The sequence below is a fragment of the Micromonospora sp. NPDC049301 genome (assembly GCF_040678715.1).
Classification (GTDB): Bacteria; Actinomycetota; Actinomycetes; order Mycobacteriales; family Micromonosporaceae; genus Micromonospora.
On the sequence record NZ_JBFAQO010000002.1, the window covers coordinates 19,460 to 39,048 of the forward strand.

The 19,589-nt window shown below is 74.0% G+C and carries 19 protein-coding genes; 11 read left to right on the forward strand and 8 right to left on the reverse strand.

Translation table 11 applies throughout. From position 1 onward, the window contains the following. Positions 1 to 62: 62 nt before the first annotated feature. From AB0K07_RS06280 to AB0K07_RS06305, 6 genes are all read left to right on the forward strand, one after another. Positions 63 to 1,427: a glutamine synthetase family protein gene (locus AB0K07_RS06280; protein WP_363751469.1), complete on the forward strand. Its 1,365-nt coding sequence runs from the start codon at positions 63 to 65 to the stop codon at positions 1,425 to 1,427. A 24-nt stretch (positions 1,428 to 1,451) separates the two neighbouring features. Beyond that, positions 1,452 to 2,807, forward strand: a complete 1,356-nt coding sequence (locus AB0K07_RS06285; protein WP_363751471.1) for an aldehyde dehydrogenase family protein — start codon at positions 1,452 to 1,454, stop codon at positions 2,805 to 2,807. A 4-nt stretch (positions 2,808 to 2,811) separates the two neighbouring features. Then, positions 2,812 to 3,579, forward strand: coding sequence for a 3-oxoacyl-ACP reductase (locus AB0K07_RS06290; RefSeq protein WP_363751472.1), 768 nt, complete (start codon positions 2,812 to 2,814; stop codon positions 3,577 to 3,579). Then, complete coding sequence (locus AB0K07_RS06295) at positions 3,576 to 4,310, forward strand: gamma-glutamyl-gamma-aminobutyrate hydrolase family protein (RefSeq protein WP_363751473.1); 735 nt, start codon at positions 3,576 to 3,578, stop codon at positions 4,308 to 4,310. The genes AB0K07_RS06290 and AB0K07_RS06295 overlap by 4 nt, the downstream gene beginning before the upstream one ends. Positions 4,311 to 4,357: 47 nt before the next feature. After that, positions 4,358 to 4,909: a pyridoxamine 5'-phosphate oxidase family protein gene (locus AB0K07_RS06300; RefSeq protein WP_363751474.1), complete on the forward strand. Its 552-nt coding sequence runs from the start codon at positions 4,358 to 4,360 to the stop codon at positions 4,907 to 4,909. Between the two features lie 189 nt (positions 4,910 to 5,098). Beyond that, complete coding sequence (locus tag AB0K07_RS06305) at positions 5,099 to 8,758, forward strand: SpoIIE family protein phosphatase (RefSeq protein ID WP_363751475.1); 3,660 nt, start codon at positions 5,099 to 5,101, stop codon at positions 8,756 to 8,758. Between the two features lie 32 nt (positions 8,759 to 8,790). On the opposite strand, the gene AB0K07_RS06310 is transcribed toward AB0K07_RS06305, so the two are convergent. Beyond that, a complete protein-coding gene (locus tag AB0K07_RS06310; protein WP_363751476.1) occupies positions 8,791 to 9,105 on the reverse strand; it encodes an STAS domain-containing protein in 315 nt (104 codons plus the stop codon). Between the two features lie 95 nt (positions 9,106 to 9,200). On the opposite strand from AB0K07_RS06310, the gene map reads away from it, so the two are divergent. Together map and AB0K07_RS06320 are read left to right on the forward strand one after the other, a co-directional pair. Continuing rightward, positions 9,201 to 10,058 carry a type I methionyl aminopeptidase gene (gene map, locus AB0K07_RS06315; RefSeq protein WP_363751477.1) on the forward strand — a complete coding sequence of 286 codons (858 nt, stop codon included), beginning with the start codon at positions 9,201 to 9,203 and terminating at the stop codon, positions 10,056 to 10,058. Next, positions 10,055 to 10,768, forward strand: a complete 714-nt coding sequence (locus tag AB0K07_RS06320) for a VIT1/CCC1 transporter family protein (protein ID WP_363751478.1) — start codon at positions 10,055 to 10,057, stop codon at positions 10,766 to 10,768. Before map ends, AB0K07_RS06320 begins: the two co-directional genes overlap by 4 nt. 6 nt (positions 10,769 to 10,774) lie before the next feature. Here the strand turns inward: AB0K07_RS06320 and AB0K07_RS06325 are convergent, their stop codons facing one another. From AB0K07_RS06325 to AB0K07_RS06355, 7 genes are all read right to left on the reverse strand, one after another. Next, the gene (locus tag AB0K07_RS06325; protein ID WP_363751479.1) at positions 10,775 to 11,512 is read right to left on the reverse strand and encodes a nucleotidyltransferase domain-containing protein; all 738 of its coding nucleotides are present in this window, start codon (positions 11,510 to 11,512) and stop codon (positions 10,775 to 10,777) included. Positions 11,513 to 11,656: 144 nt separating this feature from the next. After that, positions 11,657 to 12,157, reverse strand: coding sequence for a nitroreductase/quinone reductase family protein (locus tag AB0K07_RS06330; protein ID WP_363751480.1), 501 nt, complete (start codon positions 12,155 to 12,157; stop codon positions 11,657 to 11,659). A 64-nt stretch (positions 12,158 to 12,221) separates the two neighbouring features. After that, the gene (locus tag AB0K07_RS06335) at positions 12,222 to 15,017 is read right to left on the reverse strand and encodes an FtsX-like permease family protein (RefSeq protein ID WP_363751482.1); all 2,796 of its coding nucleotides are present in this window, start codon (positions 15,015 to 15,017) and stop codon (positions 12,222 to 12,224) included. Next, positions 15,014 to 15,748, reverse strand: coding sequence for an ABC transporter ATP-binding protein (locus tag AB0K07_RS06340; protein WP_363751484.1), 735 nt, complete (start codon positions 15,746 to 15,748; stop codon positions 15,014 to 15,016). The genes AB0K07_RS06335 and AB0K07_RS06340 overlap by 4 nt, the downstream gene beginning before the upstream one ends. Beyond that, a complete protein-coding gene (locus AB0K07_RS06345; protein WP_363751486.1) occupies positions 15,745 to 16,347 on the reverse strand; it encodes a PadR family transcriptional regulator in 603 nt (200 codons plus the stop codon). The genes AB0K07_RS06340 and AB0K07_RS06345 overlap by 4 nt, the downstream gene beginning before the upstream one ends. Positions 16,348 to 16,399: 52 nt before the next feature. Then, positions 16,400 to 16,837 (reverse strand): ferritin-like domain-containing protein, encoded by a 438-nt coding sequence (locus AB0K07_RS06350; RefSeq protein ID WP_363751487.1) that lies wholly within the window; start codon positions 16,835 to 16,837, stop codon positions 16,400 to 16,402. After that, the gene (locus AB0K07_RS06355) at positions 16,834 to 17,361 is read right to left on the reverse strand and encodes a hypothetical protein (protein WP_363751488.1); all 528 of its coding nucleotides are present in this window, start codon (positions 17,359 to 17,361) and stop codon (positions 16,834 to 16,836) included. The genes AB0K07_RS06350 and AB0K07_RS06355 overlap by 4 nt, the downstream gene beginning before the upstream one ends. Positions 17,362 to 17,515: 154 nt before the next feature. Here AB0K07_RS06355 and rimP point away from each other — a divergent pair, with 154 nt between their 5' ends. The 3 genes from rimP to AB0K07_RS06370 are packed head-to-tail and all read left to right on the forward strand — an operon-like array spanning position 17,516 to position 19,582. Then, entirely contained in the window at positions 17,516 to 18,193 is a 678-nt protein-coding gene (gene rimP, locus AB0K07_RS06360) for a ribosome maturation factor RimP (protein ID WP_363751490.1), read from the forward strand. After that, positions 18,190 to 19,233, forward strand: coding sequence for a transcription termination factor NusA (nusA, locus tag AB0K07_RS06365; RefSeq protein ID WP_363751492.1), 1,044 nt, complete (start codon positions 18,190 to 18,192; stop codon positions 19,231 to 19,233). The genes rimP and nusA overlap by 4 nt, the downstream gene beginning before the upstream one ends. Before the next feature lie 16 nt (positions 19,234 to 19,249). Then, the gene (locus tag AB0K07_RS06370; protein ID WP_363751493.1) at positions 19,250 to 19,582 is read left to right on the forward strand and encodes a YlxR family protein; all 333 of its coding nucleotides are present in this window, start codon (positions 19,250 to 19,252) and stop codon (positions 19,580 to 19,582) included. Positions 19,583 to 19,589: the final 7 nt, after the last annotated feature.

A 19,589-nucleotide genomic window follows, 5' to 3' on the forward strand; every position in this document is an offset into this window, starting at 1 on the left:
ACCGCCGGGGGCATTGACGGTGATCCGGTTTGCCAGTAGACCTTGGTGATGGAGGCCCGCGAATGAGGAAAGCTCCGCTCACGCTGGAACAACTGCGGGTCGCCGTCGCCGAGGGTGAGATCGACACGGTGGTGCTGGCTCTCGTCGACATGCAGGGCCGGTTGCAGGGCAAACGGTTCCACGCGCCCTTCTTCCTCGACCAGGTGGTCGAGCACGGCAGCGAGGGGTGCAACTACCTGCTCGCCGTGGACGTCGACATGAACACCGTCGACGGGTACGCGATGTCGAGCTGGGAGCGTGGCTACGGCGACTTCGCGATGGTGCCGGATCTCGGCACGCTGCGCCGGATGCCCTGGCAGCCGGGCTCCGCGCTGCTGCTCGCCGACCTGACCTGGCTGGACGGCTCCGGTGACGTGGTCGCCTCACCCCGGCAGATCCTGCGCCGGCAGCTGGACCGGCTGGCCGAGCACGGGCTGACCGCGTACGCCGGCACCGAGCTGGAGTTCGTGCTGTTCCGCGACTCCTACGAGGACGCCTGGCAGCGCGGGTACCGCGATCTCACGCCGGCCAACCAGTACAACGTGGACTACTCGCTGCTCGGCACCGCCCGGGTGGAGCCGCTGCTGCGCCGGATCCGCACCGAGATGGCCGGCGCCGGTCTGACCCCGGAGAGCGCCAAGGGCGAGTGCAACCTCGGCCAGCACGAGATCGCCTTCCGGTACGACGAGGCGGTGGCCTGCGCCGACCATCACGTGATCTACAAGAACGGTGCCAAGGAGATCGCCGCCCAGGAGGGCATGGCGATTACCTTCATGGCCAAGCCGAACGCGCGCGAGGGCAACTCCTGCCACATCCACTTCTCGCTGCGGGACACCACCGGCGCCTCGGCGATGCTCGGCGACGGGCCGGCGCACCTGTCGGAGACCGGGCAGCGGGTGCTCGCCGGGCTGCTGGCCACGATGCGGGAGTTCAGCCTGCTCTTCGCCCCGAACATCAACTCCTACAAGCGCTACCAGCCGGGGTCGTTCGCGCCCACGGCGCTGCGCTGGGGGGTGGACAACCGCACCTGCGCGCTGCGGGTGGTCGGGCACGGGCAGGGCATGCGGGTGGAGAACCGCGTGCCCGGTGCCGACGTCAACCCGTACCTGGCGATCGCCGGGCTGGTCGCCGGCGCGCTGCACGGCATCGAGCGGGAGCTGGAGCTGGGCCCGGAGTGCACCGGCAACGCGTACGACGACCCGGAGGCCGAGCGGGTGCCCGGCACCCTGCGCGACGCCCTGGCCCTCTGGGAGCAGTCGACGGCCGCCCACGACGCCTTCGGCCCCGAGGTGGTCGCCCACTACGCCAACCAGGCGAAGGTGGAGATCGCCGCCTTCGACGCCGCCGTCACCGACTGGGAGCTGACCCGTGGCTTCGAACGCCTCTGACAACGCAGGGATGGGGGTGCCGGCGTGACGCTCGTGGTGGATCCGGCTTCCGGGGTGGGGTTTCGGGAGGTCGCGGGGGCCTCGGTCGACGAGGTCGACGCGGCCATCTCCCGGGCGGCTGCGGCGTTCGAGGCTTGGCGGGCCGTGGGGCCGGGGGACCGGGCGCGGATGTTGCGGCGGTTCGCCGCGGTGGTCGACGCGCACCTGGAGGAGCTGGCCGCGCTCGAGGTCCGCAACTCCGGGCACACCATCGGCAACGCCCGCTGGGAGGCCGGCAACGTCCGGGACGTGCTGGACTACTACGCGGGCGCGCCCGAGCGGCTGACCGGACGGCAGATCCCCGTGCCCGGCGGGCTGGACGTCACCTTCCACGAGCCGCTCGGCGTGGTCGGGGTGATCGTGCCGTGGAACTTCCCGATGCCCATCGCCGCCTGGGGCTTCGTCCCGGCCCTCGCCGCCGGCAACACCGTGGTGCTCAAGCCCGCCGAGCTGACCCCGCTCACCGCGCTGCGCCTGGCCGAGCTGGCCCGCGAGGCCGGCCTGCCCGACGACGTGTTCACGGTCGTCCCGGGCGAGGGCGCCGTGGTGGGGGAGCGGTTCGTCAGCCACCCGGCGGTCCGCAAGATCTGCTTCACCGGCTCCACCGAGGTCGGCACCCGGATCATGGCCGGCTGCGCCGCCCAGGTGAAGCGCCTCACCCTGGAGCTGGGCGGCAAGAGCGCCAACATCGTGTTCGCCGACGCCGACCTGGAACGCGCCGCCGCCACCGCGCCCGGCGCGGTCTTCGACAACGCCGGCCAGGACTGCTGCGCCCGGTCCCGGATCCTGGTCCAGCGCCCGGTGTACGACCGCTTCCTGGAACTGCTCGAACCGGCCGTCCGCGCCGTGCGGGTGGAGGACCCGGCCCGGGACACCGCCGAGATGGGCCCGCTGATCTCCGCCGGCCAACGGGACCGGGTCGCCGGCTACGTGGCCGGGTCGCGGGTCGCGTTCACCGGCTCCTGCCCCGACGGTCCGGGTTTCTGGCACGCGCCGACGGTGCTGCTGGCCGACTCGCCGGCCGACCGGCACTGGCGGGAGGAGATCTTCGGCCCGGTGGTCTCGGTGCTCCCGTTCGACGACGAGACCGACGCGGTCCGGCTCGCCAACGACACCGAGTACGGCCTCTCCGGCTCGATCTGGACCCGGGACGTGGGCCGTGCGCTCCGGCTCGCCCGGGCCGTCGACTCGGGCAACCTCAGCGTCAACTCGCACTCCTCGGTGCGCTACTGGACCCCGTTCGGCGGAATGAAGCGCTCCGGCCTGGGCCGGGAGCTCGGCCCGGACGCGCTGCACGCCTTCACCGATGTCAAGAACGTGTTCATCGCGACAGAGGAGTGACACAGTGCAGGGTCGATTGCAGGACCGGGTGGCCGTGATCACCGGAGCGGGCAGTGGGATCGGGTTGGCCACCGTCCGGCGGTTCGCCGCCGAGGGGGCCCGGGTGGTCTGCGTTGACATCGACGTGGCGGCCGGCAAGCGGGCGGCCGAGGAATGCGGCGGCGAGTTCGTGGCCACCGACGTCGCCGACGAGTCGGCGGTGCGCGACCTCTTCGACGGGGTGGCCGACCGGCACGGGCGGGTGGACATCGCGTTCAACAACGCCGGCATCTCGCCGCCGGACGACGACTCCATCCTGGACACCGGCCTGGACGCCTGGGAGCGGGTGCTGCGGGTCAACACGACGAGCGTCTACCTCTGCTGCAAGTACGCCATCCCGCACATGCGCCGCCAGGGCAAGGGCTCGATCATCAACACGGCCTCGTTCGTGGCGCTGATGGGCGCGGCGACGTCGCAGATCGCGTACACCGCGAGCAAGGGCGGGGTGCTGGCGATGACGCGGGAGCTCGGCGTGCAGTTCGCCCGCGAGGGCATCCGGGTCAACGCGCTCTGCCCCGGCCCGGTGGCCACCCCACTGCTGCTGGAGCTGTTCGCCGCCGACCCGGAGCGGGCCGCCCGCCGGCTGGTGCACGTGCCGATGGGCCGGTTCGGGCAACCGGAGGAGATCGCCGCCGCGGTCGCGTTCCTGGCCAGCGACGACGCCTCCTTCATGACCGCCACGCAGTTCGTGGTGGACGGCGGCATCACCGGCGCGTACGTCACTCCGCTGTGAGACGGCCACTGATCGGGATCAGCGCGTACGTCGAGCCCGCCGACTGGGCGGTCTGGCGGGGTGTGCCGGCCGTGCTGGTGCCCGAGGCGTACGTGCGGGCGGTGACCGTCGCCGGCGGTCGGGCGGTGGTGCTGCCGCCGGACGACGGGGACGGCGACGTGCTGGCCGTCCTCGACGGGCTGCTGCTGGCCGGCGGCGCCGACGTCGGCCCGGGGCGGTACGGCCAGCCCCCGCATCCCAGGACCGAGGACCGGCCGGACCGGGACGCCGGCGAGCTGACGCTGCTGACCGCGGCGCTCGCCGCCGACCTGCCGGTGCTGGGCGTGTGCCGGGGGATGCAGCTGCTCGCCGTCGCGTACGGCGGCACCCTTCACCAGCACCTGCCGGACGTGGTCGGTCACGAGGAGCACCGCCCGGCGCCCGGCGTCTACGGCACGCATCCGGTGCGGTTCGCGCCGGGCAGTCTCGCCGCGACGGTGTTGGCCGGGGTGGATGGGGTCAACTCGTACCACCACCAGGCTGTTGCCGACCCGGGGCGGCTCGTGGTCAGCGGCTGGGCGGCGGACGGTGTGATCGAGGCGGTCGAGGATCCGGGCCGACCGTTCGTGCTCGGTGTGCAGTGGCATCCGGAGAACGAGCCGGATCCCCGCCCGATCACCGCGCTGGTCCGCGCCGCCCGTCAGCGCGCGCCCGACGCCGCGGTACGGCTCGGGAGGCCACCGGCGACGTGACGCACGTCGCACCCGCCGGGCTGGGTGGCCGGTGGGAGGATCAGCGCATGGGCAAGGTCTATCCGGAGATCGACGGTCGGCTGCGCGCCTTCATCACGGCCCAACCGGTCTTCTTCGTGGCAACCGCACCGTCCGGCGCCGAGGGGCACGTCAACGTCTCGCCGAAGGGCATGCGGGGCACCTTCGTGATCCTCGGTCCGCAGCGGGTGTCATACCTGGACTACCACGGCAGCGGCGCGGAGACCATCGCCCACCTGCGGGACAACGGCCGGATCACCCTGATGTTCTGCGCCTTCGACGGGCCGCCGAAGATCGTCCGGCTGCACGGCCGGGGCACCAGCGTCGCGGTGACCGAGGACGCCTTCGCCGACCGGCTGGCCGAGTTTCCCGAGCCGCCGGACGTGCACGGCGTGCGGGCCGTCATCACCGTCGAGGTGGACCGGGTCAGCGACTCCTGCGGGTACGCGGTGCCGCTGATGGACTACCGGGCGGAACGCGACCTGTTGCTCTCGTCACACTCGCGCCGCACCGCCGACGACCTGGTGGTCTACCGGGCCACCAGGAACGCCGCGAGTATCGACGGGCTGCCCGTCTTCTGAGCCGCCGGGGCCGGTCCACCGCCGCCGCCCGGACACCGCGTCCGCCGCACCGACGGGTGGTCGACGGGTACGTGCTGGCAAGCAGCGTCCGAGCGGCCTCATGCGTTACGTTGCTGGTCCGCCGGGGTACAGATCGTGGCACGGCAGGCGGAGGTCAACGGCTGGGGCGCAGCCGGAGTGGGAGGCTGTATGAGCTCGGGCCAGGGGGGCGCGGAGGCGGAGGATCACTTCGCGGCCGTCGCGGAGCTCCCCCCGATGCTGGCGGCCGCGTTCGCGGACGGTGGGGAGTTGGGCGAGCGGCTGAGCGCCGTGGACTGGTCCGTGACACCGGTGGGCACCCCGGCCTGCTGGCCACCGGCGCTCACCAGCGCGGTCGGCATGATGCTCACCTCCAGCGCGCAGGTCGTCATGTTCTGGGGAGACGACCAGCTCGCCTTCTACAACGACGCCTACCGCCCGACGATCGGCGGGAAGCACCCCGCCGTGCTCGGTCAACCGGCAGCGCGGCACTGGGCGGAGACCTGGGAGGTGCTCGGCCCCCTGCTGGAGGGCGTACGCCGCAGCGGGCGTTCCTACCGGGGCGAGGACCACCCCTTTCTGCTGGACCGCCACGGCTTCCTGGAAGAGACCTACTTCGACGTCTCGTACGACCCGATCCGTGGCGCCGACGGCTCGGTCAGCGGCGTGTACTGCATCGTCAACGAGACCACCGGGCGGGTGCTCGGCGAGCGCCGGCTGCGGGCGCTGGCGGAGCTGGGCGCCGAGCTGGCCGACGTGGGCAGCGCGGCCGAACTCGGCCGGACCGCCGCCGGGGTGCTCGGTCGGCACCGGGCCGACGTGCCGTTCGCGCTGATCTACCTGGCCGACAGCGACGGCCGGCTCACCCTGGCCGGTTCCGACGGCACCGGCCAGGCCGCCGTCGACGTCGATCACGAGGTGCTCGCCCGGGTGGTCGCTGACGGCATACCCGCCACGATCGACGCGGCCGGGTTGCTCGACCCGCCGCCGGTCGACGCGGCCGACCAGGCCCTCGTGCTGCCCGTCACGGCGACCAACGAGAGGGTCGGCGCGCTGGTCGTCGGCGTGGCCCGCCGGCTGCCGCTCAACGACGAGTACCGGAACTTCCTCGACCTGGTCGCCGCCCAGATCTCCCGGGCGGTCGGCCAGCAGCGGGCGTACGAGCAGGAGCGGGCCCGCGCCGCCGAGCTGGCCGCACTGGACCGGGCGAAGACCAGCTTCTTCGCCAACGTCAGCCATGAGTTCCGGACCCCGCTGACCCTGGTGCTCGGGCCGCTGGAGGACCTGCTGGCCGACTCGGCGCTGCCCGCCGGCTACACCGACCGGCTCACCATGATGCACCGCAACGCGCTGCGCCTGCTCAAGCTGGTCAACACCGTGCTGGACTTCTCCCGGCTGGAATCCGGTCGGCTGGCCGCCCGCTACCAGCCCACCGACCTGGCCGGTTACACCGCCCGGCTGGCCAGCACCTTCCGCTCGGCCACGGACCGCGTCGGGCTGCGACTGGTGGTGGACTGCCCACCGCTGCCGGCGCCGGTCTTCGTCGACCGGGACATGTGGGAGAAGGTCGTCCTCAACCTGGTCTCGAACGCGGTCAAGTTCACCTTCGACGGCGAGATCCGGGTCCGGGTCCGGGCCGTGGACGGCGCCGCCCGGCTGGAGGTGACCGACACCGGCGTGGGGATCGTGCCGGACGAGCTGCCGCACGTCTTCGAGCGGTTCCACCGGGTGCCCGGGGTGCGCGCCCGCACCCACGAGGGCACCGGGATCGGCCTGGCGCTGGTCCGTGAGCTGGTCGAGATGCACGGCGGCGAGGTCGGGGCGACGAGCCGCGTCGACGAGGGCAGCGCGTTCACGGTGACCATCCCGTTCGGATCGGCGCACCTGCCCGCCGACCGGGTGGCGGCCTCCGCCCCCCTGTCGGCGGGCGAGCCCGACCAGGCCCGGCTCTACGTGGCGGAGACCGCGCTGTGGACCGGCGCCGAGCCGCCGGTGGAGTTCGGCAGCCAGCCGACGGGGGCCGCCCCGGCCGGCCGGATCCTGGTCGTCGACGACAACGTGGACCTGCGCGAACACGTCACCCGGTTGCTCTCCCCGACCTGGGAGGTGGTCACCGCCAGCGATGGGCTGGTGGCCCTGCCGCTGGCCCGGGAGGGCGGGTTCGACCTGGTGCTCGCCGACGTGATGATGCCCCGGCTCGACGGGTTCGGGCTGGTCGGCGCGTTGCGGGCGGACCCGCGTACCCGGCATGTGCCGATCGTGCTGCTCTCCGCCCGGGCCGGCTCCGCGGAGGCGGTCGCCGGCCTCTCCGCCGGCGCCGACGACTACCTCACCAAGCCCTTCTCGGGGCAGGAGCTGATCGCCCGGGTCCGGGCCAACGTCGAGCTGGGCCAGCTGCGAGGGCAGATCATCCGCCGGCTCCGGGCGCTGGCCGACGCCGCGGTGGCGGTGAACACCGCCCGGTCCACCGCCGACGTGCTCCAGGTCGCCGCCGGGCACGCGCTCAGCCTCGCCGAGGCCGCCCGGGTGGTGGTCTCCACCGCCGGGGCGCGGGCCGAGGCGGATGCCGGGGGTGTCACGGCCGCCGACCCGTCCTTCCGGGCCGAGCTGACCGGCACCACCGGCCAGCAGCTCGGCGAGCTGCGGGTCTGGCGGCCCCCGGGCGACGACGCGCAGGCCGACGAGGCCGCGCTGACCCAGCTGGCCCGGCTGGTCGGGGTGCGGCTGGAGAACGCCCAGCTCTACGAGGCCGAGCACCGCATCGCCACCACCTTGCAGCACAGCCTGCTGCCCCGGTCGTTGCCCCAGCTGCCCGGCGCGGTGGTGGCCAGCCGTTATCTGCCCGGCAGCGCCGACGTCGAGGTCGGCGGCGACTGGTACGACGTGATCGCGCTGGAGGGTGATGAGCTGGTGCTGGTCATCGGTGACGTGGTCGGCAAGGGTGTCCGGGCCGCGGCGGCGATGGGGCAGCTGCGCAACGCGCTGCGGGCGTACGTACTGGAGGGCTTCGACCCGGGTGAGTCGCTGACCCGGCTCAACCGGCTCGTCGGTTCCACCGAGGGGCGCTCCTTCGCGACCGTGGTCTGCCTGCTGTTCAGCTCGCGTACCGGCCGGCTGCGGTACGCCAGCGCGGGCCACCCCTCGCCACTGCTGATTCGAGGAGGCGACGCGGTGTTCCTGCACGACCGTGCGCTCGGCCCACCGGTCGGCGCCATCCCCGACACGACGTACCGGACGGTCGAGGGGAGCCTTCCCGTCGGCGGCCGGCTGCTGCTCTACACCGACGGGCTCATCGAGGACCGCCAGCACGGCATCGACCACGCGCTGGCCCAGCTGCGCGTCGACGCGACCACCCCGGGCGAGCACGTGGAGGACCTGATCGACGCGGTGGTCGAGGGGGTCGCCGGCCGGCCGCGCCGCGACGACGTGGCGGTGCTCGCCCTGGAGGCGGCCGAGCTGAACCGCTTCGCGTTGCGGCTGCCGGCGGACCCGACCCGGCTGAGCGTGCTGCGCAAGCGCCTGGAGGATTTCCTGGTCGCGCACGGGGTCGGCGAGACGGACCTGTTCGACCTCACCGTGGCGGTCTCCGAGGCCGCCGCGAACGCCATCGAGCACCCGGTCCAGCCCGCCGAGTCGATGATCAGCGTGGAGGTGGCCATCGCGGACCGCACGGTGACCGCCACGGTGCGCGACACCGGGCAGTGGCGGGAGTCGACCGGCTCCGGGTTCCGGGGGCGCGGGCTGGCCCTGATCAAGGCGCTGGGTGACCTGTCGGTGCGGCGTACCGACGAGGGCACCGAGGTGACGCTGCGGCGGCAGTTGCAGACCTGAACCGGCCGAGGGGGTGGTGCGAGGGCGGCCGCTCAGGCCGGGTTGAGCCAGGGCTGTTCGCCCAGGCCGGAGATGTCCAGCACCCGGCGCACCTGCCGGGACGGCAGCACGGTGAGCGTGCCGGGGAACTGCTGGGCGAGCCGGACCAGGGCGTGGATGGCGGCCGAGTCGAAGAAGGTGACCGCGCTCAGGTCGAGGGTGACCCGCTTGGCGGGCTCGCGGAGCGCGGTCTGGAGCATGGTGTCGGCGGTCGACATGTCGACCTCGCCGGCCACGACCACGTGGAGGTGGTCACCGTCGATCTCCGCGCTGGCGGAGAAGACGGGTGGTGCTCCTCCTTGATCCACGCAGACACCATGGCACAGCCGACCTGGCGGGGCAACAACCGGTGCGGACCGGCGGTGGCGCGGGTCACCAGCGGGTCCGGCGATACGCTGGTGACATGACCGTCCGTCCGCCGCTGACCCCAGGCACGCTCTCCCCGATGCGACCGGTGCCCGCCCACATTCCCCGACCGGAGTACGTGGGCAAGAAGCGCCCCCAGGAGTGGCGCGGCTCGCACGTGCAGACGCCGGAGACGATCGAGAAGATGCGGATCGCCAGCCGGCTGGCCGCCCAGGCGACCCAGCTCGCCGGTGAGCACTGCAAGCCCGGCGTGACCACCGACGAGATCGACCGGGTGGTCCACGAGTTCCTCTGCGACCACGACGCGTACCCGTCGACGCTGGGCTACAGGGGCTTCCCCAAGTCCTGCTGCACCAGCCTGAACGAGGTCATCTGCCACGGCATCCCCGACTCCACCGTCCTGAAGGACGGCGACATCATCAACGTCGACGTGACCGCGTACATCAACGGCGTGCACGGCGACACCGACGCCACCTTCTGCGTCGGCGAGGTCAGCGAGGAGGCCCGGCTGCTGGTCGAGCGGACCCACGAGGCCATGATGCGTGGCATCCGCGCGGTCGCCCCGGGCCGGCAGATCAACGTGGTGGGCCGGGTCATCGAGTCGTACGCCAAGCGGTTCGGCTACGGGGTGGTCCGCGACTTCACCGGCCACGGCATCGGCGAGTCCTTCCACAGCGGGCTCTACGTGCCGCACTACGACAGCCCGCGGCCCACGGACATCATGGAGCCGGGAATGACGTTCACCATCGAGCCGATGATCACCCTCGGCACCTACCAGTACGACATGTGGGACGACGGGTGGACCGTGGTCACCAAGGACCGGAAGTGGACGGCGCAGTTCGAGCACACCATCGTGGTGACCGAGGACGGCCACGAGATCCTGACCCTGCCGTGACCGACACCCCGGCCGCGCTGCGCGAGGCACACCACGCGGACGTCTCCGGCGGCTGGCTGCGCCCGGCCGTCTTCGGCGCGATGGACGGGCTGGTCACCAACATCGCCCTGATCGCCGGGGTCGGCGGCGGCGGGGTCTCGCCCCACAACATCGTCCTGACCGGCACCGCCGGCCTGGTGGCCGGCGCGATCTCGATGGGGCTGGGCGAGTACACCAGCGTACGTTCGGCCAACGAGCAGGTCGCCGCCGAGGTGGCCAAGGAACGGCGGGAGCTGGAGCGGCACCCCGAGGCGGAGGCCCGCGAGCTGGCCGACGCGTGGGTGGCCCGCGGCCTGCCGAGAGACCTGGCGACCCAGGTCGCCGAAGCGGTGCGGCGCGATCCGGAGGAGGCGCTGCGGGTGCACGTCCGCGAGGAGCTGGGCGTCGACCCCGACGACCAGCCCAGCCCGTGGGCGGCGGCCATCTCGTCGTTCCTGTTCTTCTCGGTGGGCGCCCTGGTGCCGCTGCTGACGTACCTGTTCGGCGCCACCGAGCTCTGGCTGGCCCTCGCCGTCGGCGGGCTCGGGCTGTTCGCCGCCGGTGCGGTGGTGGCCCGCTTCACCAACCGGCCCTGGTGGACCAGCGGCCTGCGCCAACTGCTGCTGGGTGCCGCCGCGGCCGGCGCCACCTACCTGATCGGCTCGCTGATCGGCGTACAGGGCGGGCTGTGACGCCGGTCAGCCGCTGAGCAGGTCGTCGACCGTGCCGTCGACCGGGCGGCCACGGGCGGTCAGCTCCTCGGCCTGCCGGGCCAGCACCAACCCCACCTCGGTCATGTCCGCCCCGGCCAGCCCGGTGCGCCGCACCGCGTCCCCCGGGTCGCGGAAGTAGGTGCGGCTGAGCAGGCCCGTCACCGTTGCCGCGGCCAGCCGGGCCTCGCCGAGCATCAGCAACGCCTGGTCGGTCTCGTACCACTCGGCCAGCCGGGCGGCCCGGGCGTGGGCCGCGCTGCCCCGGTACCAGGCCTGCCGGGCGGCGGTGCTGAACTCCGCCGGCCGCGCCCGGGCCAGCCGGCCCAGGTGCTCGTCGCGCAGCGTCCGCAGCCAGCCGGTCGGGTCGTGCAACGCCCGCGTGGTGACGTACCGGTCGGCGGTCAGCGGCCAGAGGGGGGAGAGCACCCGAGCCTGCCCGAGGTAGTCCTCGGCGGCGGCCACGGTCAGGTCGACCAGCACCCCGTCCACCCGCCGGGTCGCCGGTGGCGGGCCGGTGCCGGGCCGGTAGGTGACCACCAGCATCCCCACCTCGCGGTCCCCGCCGCCGTCGTCGTCGCCGTGCGCCAGCGGCCCGTGCACCGCGACCGCGAGCACGTCGGCCGGGAAACGCCGCCGGGCCGCCTCGGCGACCCGCTCCGCCACCGTCCACCGTCGATCGTCGAGGCCCCGGCCGACACCGGCCTGTTCGCTGCTCGCGCTCACCGGGCCACCTCTGTTCGCGACTGCGGGGCTCGCAACAGCGGCTCACTCCTCGCGCTCACCGGGCCACCTCTCGTTCCCGACCTCGGGCTCGCAGGACCGGCTCGCGCTCACCGGACCAACCCCGCCTGGCGACTGAGCGTCAGCCTAGCCAGCCGGGGGCGGGCCGGCGGGCGCGCCGCGCCCGGCCGGCACCAGCCGGAAGATGCGGATCTCCCGCCCCCCGGCACGCTGCACGTACGTGCGGTACGCCGGCCACTCGGTCACCAGGAGCTGCCACAACCGGTCCCGTTCGGCGCCGGTGGCCGGCTCGGCCCGTACCGGCACCCGGCGGCCCTTCACGTCCACCTCGGCGGCCGGCTCGGCGAGCAGGTTCATCGCCCAGCCGGGGTGGTGGGTCTGCCCCCAGTTGGAGCCGATCACCACGTACGCGTCGCCGTCCGGCACGTAGAGCAGTGGATTGCTGCGCGGCTTGCCGGAGCGGCGGCCGGTGGTGGTGACCACCAGGGACGGGATCAGGCCGAGCGCCACCACCCGGCCCCGGGTGAGCCGGCCGACGATCCGGTCGGCGGGGACGAGCAAACGGGCGGCGGCGCCGAACCACCGGTGGTGACCGACTCGACGGGTGAGGGCTCCCAGCACTGACACGCGGACAGTGTGCCGGCTGTCGTCCTCCACGGGCACCCCCCGATGGCGCGCCGGAGCGCCCCGCTCAGTCCAGCCGCCGCTCGATCGGCAGCCGGGCGCGGGTGAACAGGCCCGCGCCGAGCATCGCCACCACCGGCACCAGCACCAGGACGCCGAGCGCCGGCCACGGCACCAGGAAGGGGTACGGCTCGCGTACCGGCCAGGCGGTGGCGAACTGCCGGTTGACCGAGAACAGCACGATCGCGGCGGTGCCCAGCCCGGCCACGATGCCGAGCACCGAGCCGAGGCCGGCGATCACCCCGGCCTGGCAGATCGCCAGCAGCCGGCGTACCGCCGGGGCCGCACCGACCGCCGCGAGGGTGGACAGCTCGGCGCGGCCCTCGGCGGCGGCGAGCGCGGTGGCGATCCCGGCCGCGCCCACCGTGATCAACCCGGCCGCCGCGGCTAGGAGCAGCAGCAGCGGTGAGTTGTCGCGCGGGCCGGCCCCCTGCTCCACGCTCAGCGAGAACGTCCCGAAGGCCCGCAGGGCGTCGGTGAAGCGCTCCTGACTGTGCATGTCCGGCGGTGCCGGGGTGCCGATCACCCAGCCGACCGGGGATGTCGTCAGGCCGAGTTGTCGGGCGGCGGGCACGGACACCAGCAGGCTGGGCTGCCCGACCGTCGGAGGCAACGCGTACCCGGGCAGGTCACGGCTGACGACCACCGGCCCGTCCGAGTCGGTCTCCACCCGCGCCACCTGCACGGTCACCCGGCCGTCGTGCAGGTAGCGCGGGTCGGTCACCACCGCACCCCCGGCGCGCAGTACGGCGGTGGCGGCGGCGGTCGTCGCCGGATCCGCGCCGGTGAGGAGTGGCAGCGCGCTGCCGTCGTCCACCAGTGTCTGCACGTAACTGCCGTAGTAGTCCATGCCCCGGACCAGGCAGCGCGGGTCCGCCCGGGCCCGCCGCCGCTCCGCCGCGGAGAGGCCGTCCCCGGGCTGCCAGGGGCAGGCCTGTGCCGCCGGCAGCTCCGGTGTGACGTAGCAGTGGCCGCCCGGGGTGGTTGACGAACAGGCCGCCGCCTGCACCGGCGCCACGCCGTCGGCACCCAGCTCGGCGCGGGCCGCCGCGCTGACCTGGGCCAGTGTCGGTCCGGGCCGGGTCGGCTCGTTCGCGGTGACCAGGACGTGCCCGGCCGGCAGCATGGGTTGGTAGGCGCGCTCGTCGCGGACGTCGTCGCTGGCCAGGTACCCGCCGAGCGCGACGCTGCTGGCCACCGCCGCCATCACGGCGCAGATGGCCGGCGCCGCGGCAGCCCGGTTGCGGCTGGCGTCGCGCAGCGCGATCCGGGGCGCCAGCGGCAGCACCCGACCGAGGCGGGCGAGCGCGCCGATCAGTGTGGGCGTGCAGCAGACCAGCCCCAGTTCGCCGAGGATCAGGCCGGTCAGGATCACCGCCGGTGAGGTCTGGGTGGCCCCGAAGGCGGCGAGCGCCGCCCCGCCGCCCACGAGGGTCAGCCCGAGGATGAGCCACCGGGTCCGGGGCGGGGGCGGGGTGCGACGCCCGGCCAGCCCGGCGAGGACGTCCTGCCGGGCGGCGGTCCAGGCCGGTGCGAGGGCGGCGAGGACGCCGGCCAGCACCGCGACCCCGCCGAGCAGGACCAGCGCGGACGGCCAGCAGCGGTACCCGCCGAAGCGGGCGCCGAAGACGTACTGCTCCATCAGCGGGCGACCGGCGAACGCGGCGCCGACGCCGAGCAGCAGGCCGGTGGCTGCGCCCAGCAGACCCAGCACCACGCCGTCGGCGAGCACGACCCGTCGAAGCTGGGCGGCGTCCCCACCGGCGACCGCGACCAGGGCCAGGTCACGTCGTCGGCGCCGGACGCCGACCGCGAAGGCCGGCCCGACCAGCAGCACGACCTCCAGCAGCCCGAGGCCGGCGATCAGCACGCCGGTGCTCAAATCGGCCGCGTCGGCCGGACCGATGGACCCGAGCCACCGGGGGGACGTCTCCGTCGTGGGGAGGGTCGGGTGGCGTGGGGCGACCACCACCCCGCGATCGTTGAGTCGGGACGTCAGCTCCGCGTCGACGCTGCCCGGCACGTCGACCAGCCAGATGCTGTCCGGCTCGGGATCGCTTCGTGGCACGGCAGCCGGGTGCAGCGCCACCACCGAGCCGAGATCTTCGGGGAACTCGACCACCCCGACCACGGTGTACGCCCTCGTCCCGTCGGCGGTGGCCATGGCGGCGCCGAGGCGCAGATCCAGGCGGCGGAGCGCTGCCGGGCTGACCGCGACCTCGCCGGGCTGCAGCGGTGCCCGTCCGGCCCGGAACCGCACCAGCGCCCGGGCCATCGGGTCGGTGAGGTCCAGTGCCCGCCCCCGCACGCTCTCGTCGCGCTGCGGGCCGCGCACCGTCAGCGACAGCGGGGCGCGTACCTCGGTGACCCGGCTGCCCGGGTCGAGCAGCGCGGTGATCTCGGACGCGGTGGCCGGCCGGCGGCCCGACCCTTGGTCGTTCCCCCGGGTGTACCAGTTGTCGCCCCACCCGTCCTGGCCGATCGGCGAGTCGGCGAACCAGCGCAGCTCGGCGTCGGCGACGCCGAGCCGGCGGTCGATCCGCTCCTGCGGGGTCAGCTCGGCCATGTCGTAGCTCACGGCCAGGAAGGTCAGCACCAGCACCGGCAGGGCGATCATCGCGAGCACCAGGGCGGTTCGCCGGCGGGCCCGGCGCGACTCCCGTCGGGCGATCCGCAGCGCCGCCCGCCAGGAACCGGTCAGCTCGGCGAACCGCCGCCGGCCCGGCGGCGCGGGCGGCACGGCCCGCGGGGCCGCCGGGACGTCGGCGCGGCCGGGGGACCGCAGCGCCCGGCGGACGGTCACCGGTCGCTGCCGGACAGCAGTTGCTCGACGCTGCCCAGCGGCGCCGTCGTGTCGACCAGCACCCCGTCGCGCAGGAACACCACCCGGTCGGCCCAACCGGCGTGCCGCGCCTCGTGGGTGACCAGCACGCCGGCGGCGCCCGCGTCGACCCGGCGGCGCAGCAGGTGCAGCACTGCCTCGCCGGTCTGCGAGTCCAACGCACCGGTCGGCTCGTCGGCGAGCACCAGCCGCCGCTCGCCGACCAGCGCGCGGGCGATGGCCACCCGCTGTTGCTGGCCGCCGGAGAGCTGGTCGGGGAAGCGGTCGCCCAGCGCCGGCAGGCCCACCTCGGCCAGCGCGGCCAGGGCGGCGGCACGGGCCCGGCGCCCGCCGGTGCCGTCGAGCTCCAGCGGGAGCGCGACGTTCTCCACCGCGCTCAGACTGCCCAGCAGGTTGAGCTGCTGGAAGATGTAGCCGATCCGGCGACGGCGCAGCTGGGCCAGCCCCCTGCGGTCCAACGTCCCCAGCGGCTGCCCCTCGACCCGGACCTCGCCGCCGGTCGGGCGGTCCAGCCCACCGGCGAGGGCCAGCAGCGTCGACTTGCCGGAGCCGGACGGGCCCATCACGGCGACCAGCTCGCCCGGCCGCACGGCCAGGCTGACGCCGCGCAGGGCGTGCACCGCCGCGGGGCCGGCCCCGTGGGTGCGGTGGACGGCGCGTAGCTCCAGCACCGCGTCGTCCGCTCCGCTCACCGTCGTGCCTCCTCGTCAGCCCACCGCGCCGCGTCGGCAGCGGCGCTGTCGCCCGGTCTGGGGCTGGGCGGCCCCGGTGCGCCGGGCTGGTGCCGCACCAGGCTGGTCTCGCAGTGGTCCAACCAGCGCACCTCAGCCTCGGCCTGGAACACCATCGAGTCCAGCACCAGCCGCCAGGGCAGGTCCTCCGGCCGGTTGCTGCCGTACTTCAACCGGGTCAACTCCTGCAACGCCCGCATCGTCGCGCTGCGCTGGGCCTGCACCACCGAGCGGACGTCCACGCCGGGGGTGGTCAGGGCCAGCGCCAGCTTGATCGCCAGCTCGTCACGGGGACGGTCGTTGCGACTGATCGGGGTGGCGAACCACAGCGCCAGGTCCGCCCGGCCGGCGTCGGTGATCTCGTACGGGCGCTGCCCGGCCTCGCTCTCCGGCAGCGGGCGCACCAGACCGTCCCGTTCCAGGCGGGACAGCGTGGTGTAGACCTGCCCGATGTTCAGCGGCCAGGTCGAACCCGTCGACTCCTCGAACGCGGCGCGCAGCTGGTAGCCGTACATCTGGCCGCGTTCGAGCAGGGCGAGCAACCCGTGACGGATGGACATGGCAACGGAGTATGCATACCTGGTATGCGCACCGCAACCGGAGCGGCGCGGTTCAGGTGGGGCGGCCGGGAAACGCGACAGTCGGCGGGGTGAGCCCGGCGATCTTCCGCCAGCGCGTGGCGCGCACGGCGTACTCGACCAGGGCGGCCAACGCCTGGTCGCGGTCGGCGCCGGTGGTGGACGCCAGCGCGGCCCGCCAGTGCGCCGCGGTGCGCTCCTCCACCTCGACGGCCAGGCGCAGGGCGCTCGCCCGGTCGGTGACCGGGAACGGCAGCGCGTACCCGGCCCGGTCCGGCGGCACCGTGCTGCCGGCGGTGCTGAGCTGCACCACCAGTGCGTCGCGCCGGCGTCGGTGCGCGGCCTCCGCCTGGTGCGCGGCGTCGCGTGCCGCCCCGCTGAGCCGGACGCCGATCCGCCCGTAGGCGTAGATGGCCGCGTACTCGGCGGAGAGGGCGGCGGCGAGCGCCTCCCCGGCGGACGGCTGCCTCACTTCAGTGCCTCCTGATGGGTGGCCCGCGCGGCGGCGATCGACCCGAGCAGCGCCGCCCGTTCCGCCGGCGCGGCGGCGCAGGCGACGGTGGCGGACCGCTGGCCGGCCTTCTCCAACGCCCGAAGGGCGGCCAGCGCGCCGGCCGGGTCGGTCGCGGGGGGAATGGTGGGTGCTGCGGCGGACGGCGACGGCAACGCGACGCCGATCACCCGGGCCAGCTCGGTGGCGTGCGCGGTGTGCGCCTCGGCGATCGGGTCGAGCCGGTCGGCCAGCTCCGGGTGCGCCGCCGCGCTCGCCCGGTGCGCCGCGGCCAGCCCGAGCGACTCGTCCACCATCGGGCGCAGCGAGTCCGGTGACGGCGCGGGCTCGTCGTCACGGTCGAAAAGATCACAGCCGGTCAGCGGCGCCGCGGCGCCGCCGAGCGCCAGCAGGACCCCGGCACGCAGGAGCTTTCGCCGGGAATGCCCGGATGCCTGGTTGCGCTGTGTCGTTCTGCCGATCCCCACGGGGCAAGTCAACACCATTCGCGCCGCTCCGGGGGCCACCACCGTCGGTGCGCCGCCCGGTCCGCCGACGGGCAGGCGCGTTACGCTCTGCGCAGCCACCGGCGCGTCCGCTCCGGTGGCGTGCCGGCATGGCGGGACGAGCGGGACCGTCGACCAGGGAAAGGGTGCGGAGATGACGCAGCGTGGCCGTGCCACCAGGTCGACAGGTCGACCCCGCGACGGCGCGGGTCCCCGCGGTGGTGACCTCGCCGCGCGGCGTACCCGGTTGCGGGCTGTGATCGAGCCGGTGGTCAACGGCGTGGGCTACGACCTGGAGGACCTGTCGGTCTCCCGGGCCGGCCGACGGCACGTGGTGCGGGTGATCGTGGACGCCGACGGCGGGATCGACCTGGACGCCGTCGCGGACGTCTCCCGCGCGGTCTCGGCCGCGCTGGACGCCGCCGAGGAGACCGGCGGCGACATCGTGGCCGGGGAGTACCAGCTGGAGGTCAGCTCTCCGGGCGTGGACCGGCCGCTCACCCTTCCCCGCCACTGGCGGCGCAACGTGGGCCGGCTGGTCAAGGTCACCGTCCGGGGCGCGGCCGCACTGCCCGGCCAGCGCGGCGAGCAGCCCACCGGTGACCGGCAGCTGACCGGTCGGGTGGTCGGCGCCGACGACGAGGGCGTGCAGCTGGAGACCGACGACGGCCGAGCCTCCTGGGCGTACGCCCAGCTGGGCCCGGGCCGGGTGCAGGTCGAGTTCACCAGGCTCGCCGAGCTGGGCGAGCCGGACGAGTTCGACGACGCGGACGAGATCGACGATTCAGACGACATCGACGACGAAGATGATGTGGAGGACGAGGAGAGGTGAACATCGACCTCGCGGCGCTGCGCGCACTCGAGCGCGAGCGGGAGATCCCGTTCGACACGATTCTCGCGGCGATCGAGACCGCGTTGCTGACCGCCTACCGGCACACCGACGGCGCCGAGTCGCACGCCCGGGTGGAGATCGACCGCAAGTCCGGCGCGGCCCTGGTGTACGCGCAGGAGATGGACGAGGACGGCACCCTGGTGCGGGAGTGGGACGACACCCCGCACGACTTCGGCCGGATCGCTGCCATGACCGCCAAGCAGGTGATCCTTCAGCGGCTGCGGGAGGCCACCGACGAGGTGCACTTCGGCGAGTACGTCGGCCGCGAGGGTGACCTGGTCACCGGCGTGGTGCAGGCGCACGAGACGCGCACCGAGAAGGGCATCGTCAGCGTCGACCTGGGCAAGCTGGAGGGCGTGCTGCCGCAGTCCGAGCAGGTGCCGGGCGAGCGGTACGCGCACGGCGAGCGGATCCGCTGCGTGGTGGTGCACGTGGCCAAGGGCATGCGCGGCCCGCAGATCACCCTGTCCCGGTCGCACCCGGCGCTGGTCAAGAAGCTGTTCGCGCTGGAGGTGCCGGAGATCGCCGACGGCACGGTCGAGATCGGCGCGATCGCCCGTGAGGCAGGTCACCGTACGAAGATCGCCGTGCGTTCCACCATCCAGGGGGTGAACGCCAAGGGCGCCTGTATCGGCCCGATGGGCCAGCGGGTGCGCGCGGTGATGAGCGAGCTGCACGGTGAGAAGATCGACATTATCGACTGGTCGGACGACCCGGCCACCTTCGTCGGCAACGCGTTGTCGCCGGCCAAGGCGTTGCGGGTCGAGGTGGTGGATCTTGCCGCCCGGGCCGCCCGGGTGACCGTTCCGGACTTCCAGCTCTCCCTCGCCATCGGGCGGGAAGGGCAGAATGCCCGCCTCGCGGCCCGGTTGACCGGTTGGCGGATCGACATTCGGTCCGACGCGGAGCAGACCACCCCGGCCGTACGCGGGGCAGCTGATCACGTGCCGGAACCGGGCGGCGCGATCTCGGGCAGCTAGGGGTAGACTTCCTCCAGTGGTACGACGCGCGCAGCCGGAGCGCACCTGTGTGGGTTGCCGGCAACGTGCGCCGGCCAGCGAATTGCTGCGGGTCGTCGCGATCAGGGACGAGGCTGGTTACAGCCTCCGGCCTGATCCGCTCCGCAGGCTGCCGGGTCGGGGAGCGAACATGCACCCGGATCCGGCCTGCTTCGCGCTGGCGGTGCGGCGCCGCGCCTTCGGGCGTGCGCTGCGGATCACCGAGGTCCTCGACCACGGTGTGCTGGCGGAGCACGTCGATGCGCCAACCACTACGTCCGGTCAGCCCGACCGGGCGAGGGTCGCTAGCAAGGTAGGACGACCGACATGAGCACACG